At 73.8% G+C, this 19393-nt stretch carries 18 protein-coding genes; 13 read left to right on the top strand and 5 right to left on the bottom strand.

Annotation, left to right across the window (positions count from 1 at the left end; all coding sequences use genetic code 11):
- Window positions 1–65: 65 nt before the first annotated feature.
- Entirely contained in the window at window positions 66–1448 is a 1383-nt protein-coding gene (locus tag OG617_RS07185) for a VOC family protein (protein WP_405099808.1), read from the bottom strand.
- Window positions 1449–1592: 144 nt separating this feature from the next.
- Between OG617_RS07185 and ndk the strand changes: the two genes are divergently transcribed.
- Window positions 1593–2018, top strand: a complete 426-nt coding sequence (gene ndk / locus OG617_RS07180) for a nucleoside-diphosphate kinase (protein WP_161691806.1) — start codon at window positions 1593–1595, stop codon at window positions 2016–2018.
- A 44-nt stretch (window positions 2019–2062) separates the two neighbouring features.
- On the opposite strand, the gene sigJ is transcribed toward ndk, so the two are convergent.
- Together sigJ and OG617_RS07170 are read right to left on the bottom strand one after the other, a co-directional pair.
- Window positions 2063–2995, bottom strand: coding sequence for an RNA polymerase sigma factor SigJ (gene sigJ, locus OG617_RS07175; protein ID WP_405099806.1), 933 nt, complete (start codon window positions 2993–2995; stop codon window positions 2063–2065).
- A complete protein-coding gene (locus OG617_RS07170; RefSeq protein WP_405099804.1) occupies window positions 2944–3384 on the bottom strand; it encodes a carboxymuconolactone decarboxylase family protein in 441 nt (146 codons plus the stop codon). Before OG617_RS07170 ends, sigJ begins: the two co-directional genes overlap by 52 nt.
- A 338-nt stretch (window positions 3385–3722) precedes the next feature.
- Here OG617_RS07170 and OG617_RS07165 point away from each other — a divergent pair, with 338 nt between their 5' ends.
- The gene (locus OG617_RS07165; protein ID WP_396684511.1) at window positions 3723–4424 is read left to right on the top strand and encodes a lysophospholipid acyltransferase family protein; all 702 of its coding nucleotides are present in this window, start codon (window positions 3723–3725) and stop codon (window positions 4422–4424) included.
- A gap of 60 nt (window positions 4425–4484) precedes the next feature.
- Here the strand turns inward: OG617_RS07165 and OG617_RS07160 are convergent, their stop codons facing one another.
- On the bottom strand, window positions 4485–6359 hold the full coding sequence (locus OG617_RS07160) for a hypothetical protein (protein ID WP_405099802.1): 1875 nt from the start codon (window positions 6357–6359) through the stop codon (window positions 4485–4487).
- Window positions 6360–6899: 540 nt separating this feature from the next.
- On the opposite strand from OG617_RS07160, the gene OG617_RS07155 reads away from it, so the two are divergent.
- The 8 genes from OG617_RS07155 to OG617_RS07120 all read left to right on the top strand — a co-directional run bounded on the left by OG617_RS07155 (window position 6900) and on the right by OG617_RS07120 (window position 16600).
- Entirely contained in the window at window positions 6900–8891 is a 1992-nt protein-coding gene (locus OG617_RS07155) for a TIGR03960 family B12-binding radical SAM protein (RefSeq protein ID WP_405099800.1), read from the top strand.
- 171 nt (window positions 8892–9062) lie between these two features.
- A complete protein-coding gene (locus OG617_RS07150) occupies window positions 9063–9776 on the top strand; it encodes a TIGR03936 family radical SAM-associated protein (RefSeq protein WP_405103521.1) in 714 nt (237 codons plus the stop codon).
- A gap of 138 nt (window positions 9777–9914) precedes the next feature.
- A complete protein-coding gene (locus OG617_RS07145; RefSeq protein WP_405099798.1) occupies window positions 9915–13037 on the top strand; it encodes an Rne/Rng family ribonuclease in 3123 nt (1040 codons plus the stop codon).
- 118 nt (window positions 13038–13155) lie between these two features.
- Window positions 13156–13647, top strand: coding sequence for a hypothetical protein (locus OG617_RS07140; RefSeq protein WP_405099796.1), 492 nt, complete (start codon window positions 13156–13158; stop codon window positions 13645–13647).
- Between the two features lie 247 nt (window positions 13648–13894).
- Complete coding sequence (rplU, locus tag OG617_RS07135; protein WP_161691814.1) at window positions 13895–14209, top strand: 50S ribosomal protein L21; 315 nt, start codon at window positions 13895–13897, stop codon at window positions 14207–14209.
- Window positions 14210–14220: 11 nt separating this feature from the next.
- On the top strand, window positions 14221–14478 hold the full coding sequence (gene rpmA, locus OG617_RS07130) for a 50S ribosomal protein L27 (protein ID WP_387025096.1): 258 nt from the start codon (window positions 14221–14223) through the stop codon (window positions 14476–14478).
- A gap of 94 nt (window positions 14479–14572) precedes the next feature.
- Complete coding sequence (gene obgE, locus OG617_RS07125) at window positions 14573–16048, top strand: GTPase ObgE (RefSeq protein ID WP_405099794.1); 1476 nt, start codon at window positions 14573–14575, stop codon at window positions 16046–16048.
- 102 nt (window positions 16049–16150) lie between these two features.
- A complete protein-coding gene (locus OG617_RS07120; RefSeq protein ID WP_405099792.1) occupies window positions 16151–16600 on the top strand; it encodes a GNAT family N-acetyltransferase in 450 nt (149 codons plus the stop codon).
- Between the two features lie 131 nt (window positions 16601–16731).
- Here OG617_RS07120 and OG617_RS07115 read toward each other — a convergent pair whose 3' ends face one another.
- Window positions 16732–17211: a DUF4383 domain-containing protein gene (locus OG617_RS07115; RefSeq protein ID WP_405099790.1), complete on the bottom strand. Its 480-nt coding sequence runs from the start codon at window positions 17209–17211 to the stop codon at window positions 16732–16734.
- A 193-nt stretch (window positions 17212–17404) separates the two neighbouring features.
- Here OG617_RS07115 and OG617_RS07110 point away from each other — a divergent pair, with 193 nt between their 5' ends.
- Genes OG617_RS07110 through OG617_RS07100 form a run of 3 tightly spaced genes read left to right on the top strand, consistent with a single transcriptional unit; the run spans window position 17405 to window position 19366 of the window.
- Window positions 17405–18223, top strand: a complete 819-nt coding sequence (locus tag OG617_RS07110; protein WP_405099788.1) for a hypothetical protein — start codon at window positions 17405–17407, stop codon at window positions 18221–18223.
- A 31-nt stretch (window positions 18224–18254) separates the two neighbouring features.
- Entirely contained in the window at window positions 18255–18719 is a 465-nt protein-coding gene (locus OG617_RS07105) for a phage holin family protein (RefSeq protein WP_405099786.1), read from the top strand.
- On the top strand, window positions 18716–19366 hold the full coding sequence (locus OG617_RS07100) for a DUF3618 domain-containing protein (protein ID WP_405099784.1): 651 nt from the start codon (window positions 18716–18718) through the stop codon (window positions 19364–19366). Before OG617_RS07105 ends, OG617_RS07100 begins: the two co-directional genes overlap by 4 nt.
- Window positions 19367–19393 lie beyond the last annotated feature (27 nt).

Genomic DNA, 19393 nt, shown 5'->3' with positions numbered 1-19393 from the left:
CCGCTGCCTTGCGGGACGGGCCAGCAGGCAGCGGCTCAGCCACGGTGCCAGGCGTTCCCCACCGCTCAGGCGTCGGCGCGGGTGCGCCACTGGGTGAGGGCGATGCCGTGGCCGTCCGGGTCGCGGAAGGCCGCCGCCCAGACCTCCAGCTTGGTACCCCGGTTCACCACCCTCGGGGCGTACGTGAAGCGGACGCCGGAGTCGCGCAGCCGCTCGTACGCGCCCTGGATTTCGTCGACCTCCAGGTTCACGTGGACCAGGCGGCGGCTCATCGGGGCCGCGCCGGTGACCTCGCGCAGCACCAGCCGGGTCGCCCCGGAGGCGAGCACGGCGTTGCCGGCGCCCCGGTCGACCTCCTCGAAACCGAGGGTGTCCCGGTAGAACTCCAACGACCGGTCCAGGTCGGTGACCAGCAGGGTGATGCCGACCCCGCTGATCGGGGCCGCCGCGTCGGCGGGCTCGGCCTCCGGGTCGTAACCGAAGATCGCCTCGTCCAGCTCGTGCTGGTCGGGGGCCGGCCGGGGGCGCGGGTCCGGGTCGTCCAGCGGCACGTCGATGGGGTCGGCCGGGGCTGCCGCGTCGATGGTCTCGACGGGGACGGTCGGGGCTCCCGCGTCGATGGTCTCGACGGGGACGGTCGGGTCGAAGCGTTCCTCGGCCGGTGGGCGGGGGGCCGGGGTGGCCCGCCGGGGCAGCGGGCCGGGGGTCGGCTCCACCACCGTCCCCTCCAGCACGACCGGGCCGCCCGGCCGCTGGTGCATCACGACCGGCTCCCGGCCCTCCGGCAGCGGGCCGAGGTCGTCGTCGCGCAGCGGGTCGGGCCCGGACGGGTCGCGCAGGTCGTCGCGGAAGCTGGACGGGTCGCGTAGGTCGTCATGGAAACCGGACGGGTCGCGGAAGTCGTCGTCCGGGATGCGGTCGGCCCACGGCGGCGCCTCCTGCTGGATCAGGACCTCGTCGACCGGGTCGGCGCCCGCGTACTCGGGCGGGAGGTCGGCCATGGCCGACGCGGCGGTCTCCGAGTGGGTGGGCACCTCGTCCCAGAGGACGCGGACATGTCGCTGGTCGTCCAGGGCCACCCGGATCGGCAGGGCCTGCCCGATCGAGGGCCACTTCGCCACCGGGACCCGCGGCTCGATGATCTTCTTCGACCGGGGCGGCAGGCCGGGCGCGTCGATGACGAGCTGCAACTCGCAGCGGCCGAACGCGTACGCGTTGGGCGGCTCGGAGGCGCTGTGCACGTGGCCGACGCCGACCACCCAGGTTCGGCCGCCGCCGCGCACGGTGGCCATCGCGATCGCCAGCACCAGCAGGGCCACCCCGAGCGCCACGATCGCCCAGCTGGTCATGCCCAGCCCGAACAGGACCACGAAGGTCGCCACGGTGCCCAGCACCGTCGCGATGAGCTTGCGTACCGGCGCGATGGGTCGGTTCCCGCCATTCGCCACTGTGGACCTCCCATGGGTCAAGGGCCAGGCTAGGCCGGATCGGCGACCCAGGGAATAGCGCGGCCGCCGCGCCGGTGCCGGCACCGGGTCGCTAGGCTGACCGTACCCAGCCGAGCCGTCTTCCGCGCACAGGAGGAACCCAGCGTGTCCAGCAGCAGCCCGGACGAGCGCACTCTCGTCCTGATCAAGCCCGACGCGGTCGGCCGTGGCCTGGTCGGTGAGATCCTCTCCCGCTTCGAGCGCAAGGGCCTGCGGATCGACGCCATGGCATCCCGGACGATGGACGGCGACTTCGCCGACCAGCACTACGCCGAGCACGTCGACAAGGCGTTCTACCCGCCGCTGAAGGGGTTCATGACCAGCGGTCCGCTGGTGGCCCTGGTGCTCTCCGGCGACCAGGTCATCGAGGTGGTACGCGGCATGATCGGCAGCACCGACGGCCGCAGGGCCGCCGCCGGCACCATCCGTGGCGACTTCTCCCTGTCCAACCGGGAGAACCTGGTGCACGCCTCCGACTCGACCGACAGCTCCAAGCGCGAGATCGCGCTCTGGTTCCCCGAGCTGGGCTGACGGCATTCCGACTCGGGGCGCGGCGGGGCAGGCCCGGAGTCGGGTCACCCCGCCAGCCGGGTGAGCTTCTCCGGGTTGGCGACCACGTACAGGCCGGTGATCCGGCCGCCGGCGGCGGCCACGGTCAGCGCGTACCGCCGGCCGCCGGGAAAGTGCACGACGTACCCGGGCCGGCCGTTGAACTCGACCGGGACCGTGCGCGGCGTCGGCCGCCGTGGCCCGAGGATCCCGGCGAAGAAGCGGGCAACCCGGTCCGCCCCGCGCACCGGGTTGCGGGCCGCCCTGGTCCGGCCGCCCCCGTCGGTCCACGAGGTGACGTCGGTCGCCACCAGGTCCGTCAGCCGGGCCAGGTCGCCGTCGCGGGCCGCGGCGAGGAACGCGTCCAGCAGCCGCCGCTGCTCGCCCGGGTCGGCCGCGAAGCGGCGGCGGTCGTCGGCGATCCGGGCCGCCGCCCGGTGGTGCAACTGCCGGCAGTCCGCCGCGGACCGGTCCAGGATCTCGCCGACCTGGGCGTACGGCAGATCGAAGGCGGTGCGCAGCACATAGACCGCGCGCTCCGGCGGCGTCAGCCGCTCCAGCAGGTGCAGCAGCGCCAGGGAGAGCGAGTCGCGCAGCTCCGCGTGCTCCGGCGGCCCGAACGGCGAGGGCGCGGTGGGCACCGGCTCCGGCAGCCAGGGCCCGACGTACGCCTCCCGGGCGGCCTGCCGGGCCCGCAGCCGGTCGATGGCGAGCCGGGTGACCACCCGAGACAGGTAGCGGCGCGGCTCGGCCACCGCCGCCCGGTCGACGCCCAACCACCGCAGGTACGCGTCCTGGAGCACGTCCTCGGCGTCGTGCAGGCTGCCGAGCATCCGGTACGCCAGGCCGAGCAGCATCGGCCGGTGCGCGTCGAGCGCACCGGCCGCCTGCGTCGCACCGGCCGTCGTCACCCGTCCGTCGGCGGCTGGCGCCGGGTGGCCGCCACGATCCGGTTCCATACGTTGATTGTGGCGATCGCGACCGTCAGGTCCGCCAGCTCCTTCTCCGACCAGACCTTCGCGGCGTCGTCCCAGACCTCGTCGGGCACCCCGTGCTCCCCGAGGCGGGTGAGCGCGTCGGTGAGCGCGAGCGCCGTCCGTTCCCGCTCGTCGAAGAAGGGCGTCTCCCGCCAGGCGGCCACGGCGAACAGCCGCCGGCTGGACTCGCCCGCCGCGAGGGCGTCCCGGCTGTGCATGTCCACGCAGAACCCGCAGCTGTTCAGCATCGACGCGCGCACCTTCACCAGATGCAGCACCGTGTGGTCGAGGTTCGCGCGGGTGTACCGCTCCAGCCCGGCCACCGCCCGGTACGCCTCCGGCGCCACTGCCTCCAGATCGATCCGACTCATCATGTCTCCTGTCCTCGTCGGTACACCCGGACGACGGGCGGAGGGGGCGCGGGTGTGACGGCGGCGGGTGTGACGCCGGTCATGCCGTCGCAGGCCGGGCGGTGAGTGGTCGGAGGCGGGCGCGGGTCGCCGGCTTCATCGGTGAGGCCGGCGAGGAGGAACCGGTGACGGTGGCCGTCCGCCGGGTGTGAGATGTGGGTGGGGCCCTTCCCGGGAGGCGCGCCCCTGCCCGGCGGCCCCTCCGCCACGCAGCGGATGGCCCGGCCACCCGTTCGGTTCGGCGTGACCGCGTCGGCTAACGTGACATCGCCCTGTCCAGCACGACCGCCGGAGGACCAGTGCCGCTGCTCTACACCATCGGCAGGCTCACCGTGGCGCCCGCGCTCCGGCTGGCCTTCCGACCGACCGTGGAGGGTTTGGAGCACATCCCGGAGACCGGTGGCGCCATCTTCGCCGGCAACCACCTCTCCGTCGCCGACGAGCTGTTCCTCGGCACGGTCGTGCCCCGCCACCTTGCGTTCTGGGCCAAGTCGGAGTACTTCAAGGGCACCGGCCCGAAGGGCGCGCTCTCGAAGTTCGTGCTCACCGGGCTGGGAGCCATCCCCGTCGAGCGGGCCGGCGGCCGGGCCGCGCTGTCCGCGTTCGACGCGGCCATCCCGGTGCTGAAGGCCGGTGACCTGGTCGCCGTGTACCCGGAGGGGACCCGCTCGCCCGACGGCCGGCTCTACCGGGGCCGCACCGGGGCCGCCCGGCTGGCGGTCGCAGCCGGCGTGCCGATCATCCCGGTCGGCATGATCGGCACCGACAGGGCCCAGCCGATCGGCACCAGGGTGCCCCGCCCGGGCCGGGCGGAAATCGTTGTGCGGTTCGGCAAGCCGCTGGACTTCACCGGCCGCGCGGACGACCGGACCTCGCTGCGGGAGATGACCGACGAGGTGATGAGCGAGATCCAGAAGCTCACCGGCCAGGAGTACGTGTCGCGCTACGCCCCGCCCCGCGCGCAACCGGCGGCCGAGGGCGAGCCGCCGGCCCCGGCCTGACCACCCCCGCCCGGCCTGACCGCCCCGCCCCGGCCGGCCCCCGCCCGGTCGCGTCGGGCCTCAGCCCGTCGTGCCCGGGTTCTGGTTGGCCGTGACGATCTGCTCGCGCATGGTGTCCAGCAGCTTGGCGCTGTCATCGACGGAGAGCTGGGTGAACACGCCGGTGGTGAGGCTGCCGTGGTCGACCGAGGTGCAGACCACCACGTCGGTGCCGTCGAGGGCGCCGACGGCGCAGCGCTCGAACCGGCCCCGGACGCCGGTCTCCACCACCTGCTTGTCCCCGAGCCGGTACGGCTCCGTCAGCCGGGTCATCTCGTCGTCCGCGTCGCTCTCCGGGGTCAGCCGGAACCCGGTGCCGCCGAACACCGCCACCGGCTTGCCCGCCGACGAGGCGTACACGCCGGCGAAGGTGTCCTCGGTCAGCAGGTGTGCCTTGCGTACATCGCTCTCCAGTTCCTTCGCGGCGGCCTGGCTGCGGGCGTCCTCGCGCAGCGACAGGTCGGAGATCTGCTGCGGCAGGGCGGCGTTCGCCGGATACTGCTCCCACATCGGCTTCACCCAGTAGGCAGGGCATCCGCAGCAGCAGGCGATGCTGAGCAGCAGCACCCACGGCCAGCGCCGACGGCGCCGGCGGGGGGCCCTCGGCGCGGGCGTCGGCGTCGGCGCTGGCCGCTGCTGCTGCGGCGCGACCGGCGGAGCGGGCGGCGGTACGTGGGGCGGCGGGGCGGGCGGTGACACCTGACGCGGTGGGGCCTGACGCGGCATCTGGCGGGTCGGCGCTGGTTGCCGGGCCACGGGCGGCGGCGGGCTGACGGGCCGGGCCACGGGCGACACCGGCCGGGCGCCCTGCGCTGGGGTGGCCGGATGGGCCACCGGCGGCGGGGTCGGGGGCCCGGCGACGGGTGCCGAGCCGGCCACCCGCCCCGGGTGCCGCCGGGTGGCCGGCGGCGTCGGGTACGACAGCGTCGGCGGCAGCGGGGGCAGTTCGGCGGAGTGCAGGTCCCAACTGCCGGTGTCCACGCCGGCCCACGGGTCCACCGGCACCTGGCTCTCCGGGGGCGGCAGCGGGCCGTGTTCGACCGGGGCGGGTGGCGGCGGGGTGGGCTCCGCCGACTCGCCCCAGATCCTCCTGCGTTGCGGCGGCGGTGGGACCGGCGCGGAGCCCGTCCACCGGGGCGCCGGCGGCGGGGCAGCGGCGGGGTCGAGGGTGGTCCGGTCCGGCCGAGCGTCGACCTTCGTCGGGTCGGGGGCGGGGATCGCCGGGGCCGGCCGGCCCCCGCCGCGAGCCGGCTCCGGGCCGGTTCGTCCCGGGGTGGCCTCGACCCGGGTGGGGTCGGGCCCGGCCCGTTCCGGCGTGGTCTCGGCCCGGGTGGGGTCGGGCCCGGCCCGTTCCGGGGTGGCCTCGGCCGCAGTGGGGTCCGGGCCGGGCTGTTCGAGAGTCGCCTCGGCCGCGGTCGGGTCCGGGTCGGTCGGCTGCGGGGCGGTGTCGGCGGCCGTGGGCGGGATGACCCGTTCGGGCCGCGTCCCGGGGGCCGGCGCGGGGTCGACCCGGGTGGGCTCCGGCGGGGCCGACGACTCGGCCGCCGGTCGGGTATCCCCGACCGGGGCGGTCGCGTCGGGAGCGTCGCCAGCCGGGGTGCCGGCGGAGCCGGCCGGGTCGGTGGCGTCCTCCGCCGGGGTGGCGTCCTCCGTCGCGGGGGCTGCGGACACCTCCGTCCCGGCGGGCGTGCCCTCCGGGTCCGCGGCCGATACGTCTGCGGCGGCGGGCGCGTCTGCGGCGGCGGGCGGCGCGGAGGCGCCGCGCGAGCCCGGCGCGGCGGACGGTGGTTCGGGGGATGGGGTCGACTCGCCGGCGACGGCCAGATCCTGGTCCCGGTCGGCGGCCGGGGTGCCCCCGTCGGCCGGTCGGTCTGCTCCCGGCTGCGGGTGCGGCATCGCGGCAATCTCCTTTCGCGCCGGTCCGAGGTTAGTACCGGCGTGCCACCGACGGCGATCCGCCCACGTCCCGGGTGGCGCGTGGACGGGCGCCAGCCGCCGGACCGGCTGAGGCCGGGCCGATCCGCGGAACCGGTCAGGGGGATTGTTTGTTCCTCACTCCGGGGCGGGCCACGGGGCCCGCTCCTCCCGCGGGCTCTCCTGGGCAGTGCCGACGGCAGCACCGTAGCGGCGGGGCAACTCCTGCACCGCCGCGTCGCGCGGCCGCCCCCGTCGATCACCATGCACGGGTCCCGGCGGGCCTGCTCGAGCTGGGTGTCCTGCGCCGAGGACGCCCGCCGCTCCGCGAGGTACCCGTTGAGGCCCCTCGCGGCCCCGGTTCAGCCGGTCCTCGGCCGCCTGCGACGACAGCTCGTAGGCGATGTATGCCCTGTCGTGACGCTGATCAGCGCGGGCCCGACCGTCCCTTCCCGGGGCCGGGCCGGGCGCGCGGCGGATGCGACGCGGCGGCCGGTGGGCGGACGCGTACCCTTGGGCATCATGAGCGTCCCGTCCACCACCCCGCGCCCCGCCGCGGCCAACTCCGTCTGGCCTCGGCTGGAGCCGCTGCTGCCTCAGGTGACCAAGCCCATCCAGTACGTCGGTGGCGAGCTGGGCGCGGTGGTCAAGGACTGGGACACGGCGACCGTCCGCTGGGCGCTGATGTACCCGGACGCCTACGAGGTCGGGCTGCCCAACCAGGGCGTGCAGATCCTGTACGAGGTCCTCAACGAGCTGCCCGACGTGCTCGCCGAGCGGACGTACGCGGTCTGGCCCGACCTGGAGAGTCTGATGCGCACGCACGGCGTGCCGCAGTTCACCGTCGACGCCCACCGCGCGGTGCGCGACTTCGACGTGTTCGGCATCTCGTTCTCCACCGAGCTGGGCTACACCAACCTGCTCACCGCGATCGACCTGGCCGGCATCCCGATGCTCGCGGCGGACCGCACCGACGCCGACCCGGTGATCGTGGCCGGCGGGCACGCCGCGTTCAACCCGGAGCCGATCGCCGACTTCGTCGACGCCGCCGTACTCGGCGACGGCGAGGAGGCGGTCCTGGAGATCACCACGATCGTCCGGGAGTGGAAGTCCGAGGGCTCCCCGGGCGGCCGGGACGAGCTGCTGCTGCGGCTGGCCCGCACCGAGAGCGTCTACGTGCCGCGCTTCTACGACGTGGACTACCTGCCCGACGGGCGGATCCAGCGGGTCGTGCCGAACCGGGCGGACGTGCCGTTCCGGGTACACAAGCGCACGACGATGGACCTGGACGCCTGGCCGTACCCGAAGAGGCCCCTGGTCCCGCTCGCCGAGACCGTGCACGAGCGGTACGCGGTGGAGATCTTCCGGGGTTGCACGCGGGGCTGCCGGTTCTGCCAGGCCGGCATGATCACCCGGCCGGTCCGGGAGCGGTCGATCACCACGGTGGGGCAGATGGTGCAGCAGGGGCTGGAGTTCTCCGGCTTCCACGAGGTGGGCCTGCTGTCGCTGTCGTCGGCCGACCACTCCGAGATCGGCGACATGTGCTCCGGCCTGGCCGAGCAGTACGCGGGCACCAACGTGTCGCTGTCGCTGCCGTCGACCCGGGTGGACGCGTTCAACATCGACCTGGCCCAGGAGCTGTCCCGCAACGGCCGGCGCACCGGTTTGACCTTCGCCCCCGAGGGCGGGTCGGAGCGGATCCGCAAGGTGATCAACAAGATGGTGTCGGAGGAGGACCTGATCCGCACCGTCGTCACCGCGTACACCAACGGCTGGCGGCAGGTGAAGCTGTACTTCATGTGCGGCCTGCCCACCGAGACCGACGATGACGTGCTCCAGATCGCCCGGATGGCCCACGAGGTCATCAAGGCGGGCCGGGCAGCCACCGGCTCGAAGGACATCCGCTGCACGGTTTCCATCGGCGGGTTCGTGCCGAAGCCGCACACCCCGTTCCAGTGGGCGAAGATGGAGCGGCCGGAGGTCATCGACGGCCGGCTGAGGATGCTCAAGCAGGAGATCAACTCGGACCGGTCGCTCGGTCGGGCGATCGGCTTCCGCTACCACGACGGCGAGCCGTCGCTGATCGAGGGACTACTCAGTCGCGGCGACCGCCGCGTCGGTGCGGTGATCCGCCGGGTCTGGGAGAACGGCGGCCGGTTCGACGGCTGGAGCGAGCACTTCTCGTACCAGCGCTGGGTGGACGCCGCCGCCGCGACACTGCCGGCCTTCGGCGTGGACCTGGACTGGTACACCACCCGGGAGCGCGACGAGCTGGAGGTCCTGCCCTGGGACCACCTGGACTCGGGCCTGGACAAGGACTGGCTCTGGAAGGACTGGCAGGACTCGACGTCCGAGTACGAGCAGGACGACTGCCGGTGGACCCCCTGCTTCGACTGCGGGGTCTGCCCGTCCATGGACACCGAGATCCAGATCGGCCCGACGGGCCAGAAGCTGCTCCCGCTCACCCCGATCAACGGCGCCGGCCTGAAGGTGCCCACCCCCACCCACCCCTGACCCACGGCCGGCCCCACCGCCCGCTGCGTTGATCAGGCAGGTGTCGTCACGGTCACGGCGCGTCGGCGACGGCACCTGCACGACCAACCGGTTCTGAGTCCGAGGAGCACGACGATCAGCAGGAAACCACAGCCGGAGGGCGGGCAGGCCCCGATCGTCCAGCGTGTCCGGATCCGGTACGCCAAGCGTGGACCGCTGCGGTTCACCTCGCACCGCGACTTCGCCCGTGCCTTCGAGCGGGCGTTGCGTCGGGCGGGTGTACCGATCGCCTTCTCGCAGGGCTTCACCCCGCATCCCAAGATCTCTTACGCCAGCGCTGCCCCGACCGGGGTGGCCAGCGAGGCGGAGTACCTCGAGATTGGGCTCCGCGAGCCGGTCGACCCGGAGCAACTGCGGGCCGCGCTGGACGCCGCCCTCTCGCCCGGCCTCGACATCCTGGACGCTGTCGTCGCCTCCGGCGGTAGTCTTGCCGACCGGATCGAGGCGTCGCACTGGCGGATCGAGTTGCCGGAGGTCGAGCCGGCCGTGCTGGATCGCGCGGTGGCAGCCTTCACCGCCGCGGAGGAGGTCCAAGTCGAGCGGATGACCAAGCAGGGCCGGCGTACCTTCGACGCTCGCGCGGCAGTCATAAGCATCGATTTGATTGCGTCTCCGCAGACGCCTTCCGGGGCCGCGGCCGTACCGTGTGCGATACTCGAACTGGTCGTCCGGCAGGTCACCCCGTCCGTACGACCCGATGACGTCCTTTCCGGCCTCCGCGCGGTCGCCGACCTGGAGCCGCCGGTCTCCCCAAGGGTGATCCGGCTGGCGCAGGGCACGTTGACCGCGCAGGGCGCGATCGTGGATCCGTTGGACGCGGATCGCGACGGGGCAGCCATCGTATGAGCGTTGACCGTCGGTCAACGCTCGGGCAGGCAGACTTCGGCGGTCGCGCACCTCGCGCGCCCGGCGGAAACACTTTGCGGCAACCCTGCGTGGCAGCGCTCAACCGCGCCCGGGGCAGCCAGAAACTGGAGAACCTCCATGCTCGAGAACGAGCCCGAGGGCGGCGAACGGACCGGTTCACAGCCGGCCGGCGAGACCGCTGACCGCACCACCAACGCCGGCGGCGCCGCCGAAGGCGCCGCCCCGGTCGGCGGGCCCACCGCCGCCCAGCAGTCACCCGGTGGGGAACCGGCCGCCGAGGCGCCGGTCACCCCGCCCCGCAAGCGGGCCACCCGGCGGCGGGCCGCCCCGCTGAACCAGCCGGAGCAGACCGACGCGCCGGTGGAGGCGTCCACCTCCGCCGGCTCGACCAGCGGCGAGGCCCCCCAGGCCGAGGTCTTCGCCCCGATCGCCGGTGAGCTGGAGGAGGCCCCGAAGACGCCGCGTCGCCGCCGCAAGGCGACCACCGCGAAGGCGACGGAGGAACCGGTCGTCGCGTCCGGCGCGGAGGAGGCGTCCGCCGAGGTCGTACCTCCGGTGAAGGTGACCCGGACCCGCCGCCGCAAGGCCGCCGCTCCTGTGGTGGAGGCCCCGGCGGAGGCCGGCACCGAGCCGACCACCACCCAGGCCGAGGCGTCGTCCGCGCCCGCCGCTGCCCAGACCACGCCCGCGCCCGCCGCCGTCCAGCCGGTCGACGGCGCGGCGGCCGAGGACGAGGAAACCGAAGAGGCCGCGGAGGCCGCCCGGGCCGCCGAGGCGCAGGCCGGTCGCCCGGCCGCCGCCGGCACCCGGTCCAGCGGCGCGGAGAACCGCGCCGGGGAGGTCCCGCCCGGCGTGGCCGTGCCCGCTGTGTCGCCGGCTGAGCCCGCCGAGCCGGCCGAGCCGAAGACCCGGCGGCGTCGGGCCGCGCTCTCCGCGCCGACCGTGCTCTTCATGGCCCCCCAGCCGGAGGAGGCGCCGGTCGCCCGGGTCGTGGTGCCCGTCGTGATCGAGGAGGAGCCGGCCGAGGAGCAGCCCGAGCCGACCCGGCGCCGTCGCCGGGGTCGCCGCGAGGCCGAGCCCGTCGAGGCGGTGGAGCCCGTTGAGGAGGCCGCCGTCGAGGAGGCCGCCGAGGGCGAGGAAGACGAAGACGAGGATGAGGACGAGGACGAGACCGCTGCGGCTCGCCGGCGGCGCCGGCGTGGTCGCCGGGGTCGGGGCCGCGGCAAGGGCGGCGCGGACGACGACGCCGACGAGGAGGCCGAGGAGGCCGCCCAGGCCGAGGAGGAGTCCGCCGAGGCCGAGGGTGACGAGGACGAGGGCGAGGAGAACGGGGACGGGCTGACCCGCCGCCGCCGTCGCCGTCGTCGTCGGGGCGCCGGGGACAGTGACGGCGGGGCCGACGACGGTGTGCCCACCGTCGTGAAGATCCGCGAGCCGCGCAAGGCCGTCGACGAGGTGCAGGGCGTCTCCGGGTCGACCCGGCTGGAGGCGAAGCGGCAGCGCCGCCGCGACGGCCGGGAGCAGCGGCGGACCCGCCCGCCGATCCTCAGTGAGTCGGAGTTCCTGGCCCGCCGGGAGGCGGTCGACCGGGTGATGGCGGTGCGCCAGCGTGGCGACCGCACCCAGATCGCCGTCCTGGAGGACGGCGTGCTGGTCGAGCACTACGTCACCCGCAACTCCTCCGGCACCATGGCCGGCAACGTCTACCTCGGCAAGGTGCAGAACGTCCTGCCGAGCATGGAGGCGGCCTTCGTCGACGTGGGCCGGGGTCGCAATGCCGTGCTGTACGCCGGCGAGGTGAACTGGGACACCACGGGCCTGGAGGGCCGGGCCCGCTCGATCGAGCACGCCCTCAAGTCCGGCGACTCGGTGCTGGTGCAGGTCACCAAGGACCCGATCGGGCACAAGGGCGCCCGGCTGACCAGCCACATCGCCCTGTCCGGCCGGCACCTGGTGTACGTGCCGAACGGCAACGCCTCCGGCATCAGCCGCAAGCTGCCCGACACCGAGCGCAAGCGGCTGCGCGACGTGCTGAAGAAGATGGTCCCCGACGGCGCGGGCGTGATCGTCCGGACCGCCGCCGAAGGGGCGAGTGAGGACGACCTGGCCCGCGACGTCGAGCGGCTCCAGGCCCAGTGGGAGGACATCCAGGCCAAGGCGACCGAGGGCGGTGCCCCGGTGCTGCTCTACGGGGAGCCGGACCTGGTCATTCGGGTCGTGCGGGACCTTTTCAACGAGGACTTCCGCGAACTGGTGATCGAGGGCGACGAGTCGTACGGGATGGTCGAGTCGTACCTCTCGCACGTCTCGCCGGACCTGGTCGACCGGGTGCGCCGGTACGTCGGCACCAGCGACGCGTTCGCCGAGTACCGGATCGACGAGCAGATCCTCAAGGGTCTCGACCGGAAGGTCTTCCTGCCCTCCGGCGGTCACCTGGTGATCGACCGGACCGAGGCGATGACCGTGGTCGACGTCAACACCGGCAAGTACACCGGTGCGGGCGGCAACCTGGAGGAGACGGTCACCCGCAACAACCTGGAGGCGGCGGAGGAGATCGTCCGCCAGCTCCGGCTGCGTGACATCGGCGGCATCGTGGTGATCGACTTCATCGACATGGTGTTGGAGTCGAACCGTGAGCTGGTGCTGCGCCGGCTCACGGAGTGCCTGGGCCGGGACCGCACCAAGCATCAGGTCACCGAGATCACCTCGCTGGGCCTGGTGCAGATGACCCGCAAGCGGATCGGCGCGGGGCTGCTGGAGGCGTTCAGCGAGACCTGCGACTGCTGCAAGGGCCGCGGCGTGGTGATCCACACCGAGCCGGTGCCGGAGAAGCCGCGCGCCGCGGGTGCGGGGGAGAAGGTCAAGGCGGTCGCCTCGGCCGTCGCCCCTCCCGCCTCTCCCGCCCCGGCCGAGCAGGTCGGTGGGGCATCGCCGCGGCGGCGGGCCCGTAAGAGCGCCGCGCCGGAGCGCGCGGTGGTCGAGGTGGCCGAGGCTCCCGAGGCGCCGGGCGGGAACGCGGTCGTCGAGTACCACGACACCATGGGCTACGACCTGTCCCGGTACGAGGCGGACACGGCTGCCGCGCCGGCCGTGGCGGACAGCCAGCAGGGCGAGTCCGCCCGGCTCGCCGGGGCCGACGACCCGGACGCCCTGGGCGACGAGGCCGACGGCGACACTGAGGGCGGCGGCGGCCGGCGCCGGTCCCGCCGGGGCAGCACCAGGCGGCGTACCCGCCCGTGACCGACTGACATCCCGCGTCCGACAGGGCCCCTTCCCCGGTGACAGCACCGGTGGGCGGGGCCCTGTCGGTCATCCCGGCCCCGGTTAGGATCGGCCACCCTCGGTCAGGAGAAGAAGAATGCGTCGTCTGCTCGCCCTCACCGCAGCCATGGCGGTCCTGTCCGTCGGCGTGGCCTGCTCCGCCGAGCGCTCCGGTTCTGAGCCGGGGCCGAGCGGTTCACCGCCCGCGGCGGCCGGGGCCACCCCGGGGGCGGCCGGCGGGTCCCTCGGGCCGGCCGGCGGGAACGGCCCGGAGGTCTGCGCCGCCGCCCAGCAGGCCAGCGGCGCGGCGGTCCGCACGTACGTGGCGGAACTGGGCCGGATGATCGGCGCGGTCGGGGCCAACGACAGCGCGACGGCGGAGGCTGCCCGCAAGCGGGCCGAGGCCGCGTTGGCCGGCTGGCGCACCGCGCTGCGGCAGCAGTCCGCCAGGGCCACCGACCCGCAGCTCAAGACGCTGCTGGCCGACCTGGCCAGCGAGGTCGGCACCCTGGGCACCGACGTGGACGCGATCGACGAGGAGGAGCTGGACGAGCTCCAGCAACGCCTCGACCAGCTCTGCGCCCGCTGACGGGGCGGGAACCCCTCCCGCACCTGGGAGAGGGCCGCGGAGCCCGGCTCGGCCCCGGTGGCCGGCGACGGCTCCACCGGGAACGGGGAGCCCGGTTTGGGTGTCGGCCTACCGATGGCGTAGGCTAACTTGCGGCGCACTTTGGTGTGCCGTGTTCCCGCGTGCCCGCGCCGCCGTGCCTCTGCTACCCGGCGAGCCGCCGAGGGAACGACCGCCAGCAGCCTCAACGACAGGGAGTCCGCCTCCGATGTACGCGATCGTCAAGACCGGCGGCAAGCAGTACAAGGTCGCCGAGGGCGACGTGATCGAGGTCGAGAAGCTCGCCGGTGCCCCCGGCGACGCGGTGAAGCTCACCGCGGTGCTCCTCGTCGACGGTGACGACCTGGTGACCGACGCGACGAAGCTTGCCGAGGTCGCAGTGTCCGGCGAGATTGCCGCACACACCAAGGGCCCGAAGATCAAGATCCACAAGTTCAAGAACAAGACCGGCTACCACAAGCGCCAGGGTCACCGCCAGCCGCTGACCCAGGTCAAGGTGACCGGCATCTCCAGCGGGAAGTAGGTCGTCCTCAGATGGCTCACAAAAAGGGTGCGTCCAGCTCGCGTAACGGTCGCGATTCCGCGGCCCAGCGACTCGGCGTGAAGCGCTTCGGTGGTCAGGTCGTCAGCTCGGGTGAGATCCTCATCCGCCAGCGTGGCACCAAGTTCCACCCCGGTGACCTGGTCGGCCGCGGCGGCGACGACACGCTCTTCGCGCTGGCCGCCGGCTCGGTCCTGTTCGGCACCAAGCGCGGTCGCAAGACCGTCAGCATCGTACCGGCGCAGCAGTAGTTCGAAGGCGTTGCGGGCCGCGGACCGGTAGGTCCCGGCCCGCTTCGCCTTTTCTCGTACGCGCGGGGCGCATCCCGCTGGAAGGATTGACGACGTGACGATGTTCGTGGACCGGGTCGTCCTGCACCTGCAGGCCGGTGACGGCGGGCACGGCTGTGTCTCGATCCACCGGGAGAAGTTCAAGCCCTTCGGCGGCCCGGACGGCGGCAACGGCGGGCACGGCGGCAGCGTGACCATGGTCGTCGACCCGCAGGTGCACACCCTGCTCGACTTTCACTACCATCCGCACGTCAAGGCCGATAACGGCAAGGGCGGCGCGGGCTCGAACCGGGACGGCGCGAACGGGCGCCAACTGGTGCTCAAGGTGCCCAACGGCACCGTCGTGCAGACCCCGGACGGCGAGGTGCTGGCCGACCTGGTCGGCGCCGGCGCCACGTTCGAGGTGGCCCGGGGCGGCCGGGGCGGTCGGGGCAATGCCTCCTTGGCCAACTCCCGGCGCAAGGCCCCCGGCTTCGCCGAGTTGGGTGAGCCCGGCGACCAGCTCGACGTGGTCCTGGAGCTCAAGAGCGTCGCCGACGTCGGTCTGGTCGGCTTCCCGTCGGCCGGCAAGTCGTCGCTGATCTCGGTCATCTCGGCGGCCAAGCCGAAGATCGCCGACTACCCGTTCACCACGCTGGTGCCCAACCTGGGCGTGGTCCAGGCCGACAACCACATCTTCACGGTCGCCGACGTGCCCGGCCTGATCCCGGGGGCGGCCACCGGCAAGGGCCTCGGGCTGCAGTTCCTCCGGCACATCGAGCGCTGCGCGGTGCTGGTGCACGTGATCGACACCGCCACCCTGGAGCCCGGCCGGGACCCGCTGGCCGACATCGACGCCCTCGAGGCCGAGCTCGCCGAGTACGGCGGGCTCGTGGACCGGCCCCGCCTCGTCGCCCTGAACAAGGTCGACGTGCCGGACGGCCGGGACCTCGCCGAGATCGTCCGCGCCGACCTGGAAGCCCGTGGCCTGCGGGTGTTCGAGGTGTCCGCGGCCACCCGCGAGGGCCTCAAGGAACTGATGTTCGCCATGGCGGAGCTGGTCGAGCAGGGCCGCACCGCCGCCCTGCCGGCCGAGCCGACCCGGATCGTCATCCGCCCGAAGGCGGTCGACGACACCGGTTTCACCGTCGAGGCGGAGTCGGACGGGTCGTTCACCGTCCGGGGCGCCCGTCCGGAGCGCTGGGTGCGGCAGACGACCTTCGACAACGACGAGGCGGTGGGATACCTGGCCGACCGGCTGGCCCGCCTCGGCGTCGAGGACAAGCTGGCCAGGGCCGGGGCGAAACCCGGCGACCTGGTGCGGATCGGCGAGCGCGAGTTCGACTGGCAGCCCACCCTCTACGCGGGCGTCGACTTCGTCCCGGGCAACCGGGGCACCGACGTACGGCTGGAGGAGAAGTCGTCCCGGGCCTCGGCCGCCGATCGGCTCGCCGCGCGCAAGGCCCGCCGGGTGCGGTCGGCCGACGGACTGGGGGCCGACGCGACGGACGACGAGCCGGACACCGACCTCGACGACGATCTCGACGAATAGCTCCGGCCGGCGGGCGGCCCGCCGACGAACCGCTCGCCGGGCTCCGCCGTCGGGTCGCCCGCCGGAAACCTGGAGGAAACCCGGGCGGCCTACGTTCTCGGGTTGCTGATCGAACCGCGGCCCGCCACCGACCCGGAGATCGCGGCCCTGGTCGTGGCGCAGCAGCGGGAGCTGCGGGAGGCCGACGGTGGGCTGGACGGGCAGGTGACCGTCACCCACGACGACATCCGCTACCTCGCGTTCGTGGACGCCGGCCGGGCCGTCGCCTGCGGCGGCATCCAGGGGCTCGACCCGTGCACCGGCGAGCTGAAGAGGATGTACGTCCGGCCCGCGTACCGAGGGCGGGGGATCGGCCGGCAACTGTTGGCCGCCCTGGAGGGGCTGGCCTTCCAACAGGGGTACGCCGAGATCCGGCTGGAGACCGGCAGTTACCTGCCGGCGGCCATCGGCCTCTACACCTCCTGCGGATACGCCCCGATCCCGGTGTTCGGCGAGTACGTGGCCAACCCGTACAGCCGCTGCTTCGCCAAGCGCCTCCCGGTCGCGGCCTGACGCCGCCACCTTCGGTGGTTTGCGGGGCCGACGCTTCGGCCGCCCCGGCCCCGCCACCGGTTCGGCCCGCCACCGGGCCGGGGACGCCGCGCCACCGTCGGGCGTGACGACAGGGGGCCAAGGGCGGAGGGTCAGGGGCGGTCGAACGGGTCGTCGAGCCGGCCGCCCGTGCCGGCCCGCTCGGACAGCAGCAGGCCCAGGGCGAGCATGCCGAAGCCGAGCGCCAGGTGCAGCCAGTTGTCCGCGCCGTTGAGCGGGATGAAGTTGACCGCGCTGTGCTCGGCGGAGAACTCGATGGCGAACCCGTAGAGCCAGAGCCCGAGGTAGATCGCGCCGCCGCCGGCCAGGAAGATCCGCGAGCCGCCGACGCTGCGCGCCAGGACCAGCCCTGCCAGGCCGAAGAGCAGGTGCAGGGCGTTGTGCAGGACCGACACCTGGAACAGGCCGAACAGCTTCGCGCCGGAGGTGTGCCCGGCGAAGGCCATGTCGTGGTACCCGGTGGTGATGCCGGGAACGAAGCCGAGCACGCCGAGCAGGAGGAACAGCGCGGCCACCGCGGCGGCGGCCTGCTGCACCCGGGGCTTCGGGGTCCCGTGCTGGTCACGTGCCATCGCTGTCACCTCCGTGGATCAGCAGCTCCCGACGATCCTCAATTCTGTGTGCGCGCCCACACATCCCGCAGAGAAATCGGGAATCAGGTATGGAGGGCCGGACCGAGGGTAGGTCAAAAGACGCCAGCGGTATGAATGCCAGCCAATCCCCACGCAGTGTTACCGCGACGACTTTTCGAGCGGAAGGGACATCGTGACCTACGATCTGTCACCCACGACCTCCACGTACGGGCCGGAGTCGAGCAACGGCAACGCCGTCCGGGAGCAGGCCCGCCAGGTGGGCTCCGAGGCCGCGCAAGCCGGCGGCGCGGTCGCCCAGACCGCCAGGGAGCAGGGCCGGGAGGTGGTCGGCGAGGCGAAGCGTCAGGCCCGCGACCTCTACGGCGAGGCACGCGACCAGCTCGCCGGCCAGACCGGTGAGCAGCAGCGCCGAGCCGCCGGCGGGCTGCGCTCGCTGGCCGGCGAGATGCGTTCGATGGCGCAGCACGGCGGCCAGGCCGGCCCGGTGACCGAGCTGGCCCACCAGGCCGCCGACCGGGTCAACGGCGTGGCCGGCTGGCTGGAGGAGCGGCAGCCCGGCGACATCGTCAACGAGGTCAAGGACTACGCCCGGCGCAACCCGGGCACCTTCCTGGTCGGCGCCGCCGTGCTCGGCGTGCTCGCCGGCCGGCTGACCCGGAGCCTGTCCGCCACGTCCGGCGGCACCGGCGGCGCCCGCGGGGCGCACGGCTCGACCGACGGCTACGACCCGGAGCGGACCGCGGTCATCCCGACCCCGCCGGCCCCCCGCGCCGTGCCGGACCAGATCCCGCCGGGCGGCTACCTCGACCCGACCCCGGGCACCTACGCCGGGTCCGACGCCGGCTACTCCGGCCAGGGCGCGGCCTACCCCGACCCGGGCACGACCACCGGGTACGCCGACCCCGCGGGCGGCACCGGCCAGCCGCTGCCCCCGGTGACCCAGACCGACCCGCTGCCGGGCGTGCCGTCCAGCGGCACCACCCGTCCGTGACCGCGCGATCCATCCGAAGGGAGGCGACGGAATGACCGTGCCGACGCAGGACCCCGGAGTGGGCTCCGGATACCGCCCCGCGGATGCGCCGCACACCGCGGACGAGGTCAGGGGCAGCTCCATCGGCGAGCTGATGCGCCAGGTGACCAGCGACCTCTCCACGCTCGTGCGCCAGGAGGTCGAGCTGGCCAAGGCCGAGATCCGCCAGGAGGGCAGGAAGGTGGGCATGGCCGCCGGCCTGTTCGGTGGCGCCGGCTTCGGCGGCTACATGGTGGCGCTGTTCCTGTCGATCGCCCTCTGGGGCGGACTGTCCAACGTCATGGACGCCGGCTGGGCGGCGCTGATCGTCGCCGTGATCTGGGGCGCGATCGCCGCCGTCCTCTACTCCATGGCCAAGAAGAACGCCCGGCGCGTACGCGGCCTCCGGCAGACCAACGACAGCGTGCAGCGGATCCCCGACGCACTCAAGCCCCAGCCGGAGGGAGTCACCCGATGAGCACTGATCCCGACCAGATCCGCCGGGAGATCGAGGCCACCCGCAACAGCCTCAGCACCGATGTGGACGCGCTGGCGTACAAGGTCAGCCCGGGCCGCATCGTCGACGACCGCAAGCAGCGGGCGCGCAACGCGCTGCAGAATGTGAGGGACAAGGTCATGGGCACCGCTTCCGACTACGGCCACAGCTCCAGCCACACCGCGCACTCGGTGGCCGACCGGGCCTCGTCGGCGGCCTCCACCGTCTCCGAAAAGGCGCACTCGGCGGCCTCGACCGTCGGCGACGCCGCGCAGCGGACGCCGCGGGTGCTACGGGAGAAGTCGGAGGGCAACCCGCTGGCCGCCGGCCTGATCGCCTTCGGCGTCGGCATGCTGGCCTCCTCGCTGATCCCGGCCACCCGCCGCGAGCAGCAGGTGGCGGCCCAGGTCAAGGAGCTGGCCGGCGAGCACGCCGGTGCGGTGAAGGAGAAGCTCGGCGAGGTCGCCACCGAGCTCAAGGAGGAGCTGCGCGAGCCGGCCCGGCAGGCCACCGAGTCCGTGCGGTCCACCGCCCAGGACGCCGTGCACGCCGTCAAGGACGACACGAAGTCGGCCGCGCACGACGTGCGGGACCAGGCCCAGCAGTCCCGCGAACAGACCAGGTACTGAGGCACCGTACGCCGCAGCTCGCGGTCA

The sequence above is a fragment of the Micromonospora sp. NBC_01412 genome (assembly GCF_045040215.1).
Taxonomy (GTDB): domain Bacteria; phylum Actinomycetota; class Actinomycetes; order Mycobacteriales; family Micromonosporaceae; genus Micromonospora; species Micromonospora rubida.
Note: the sequence above shows the minus strand (reverse complement) of the source record. Positions and strands in the feature narration are given on the sequence as shown.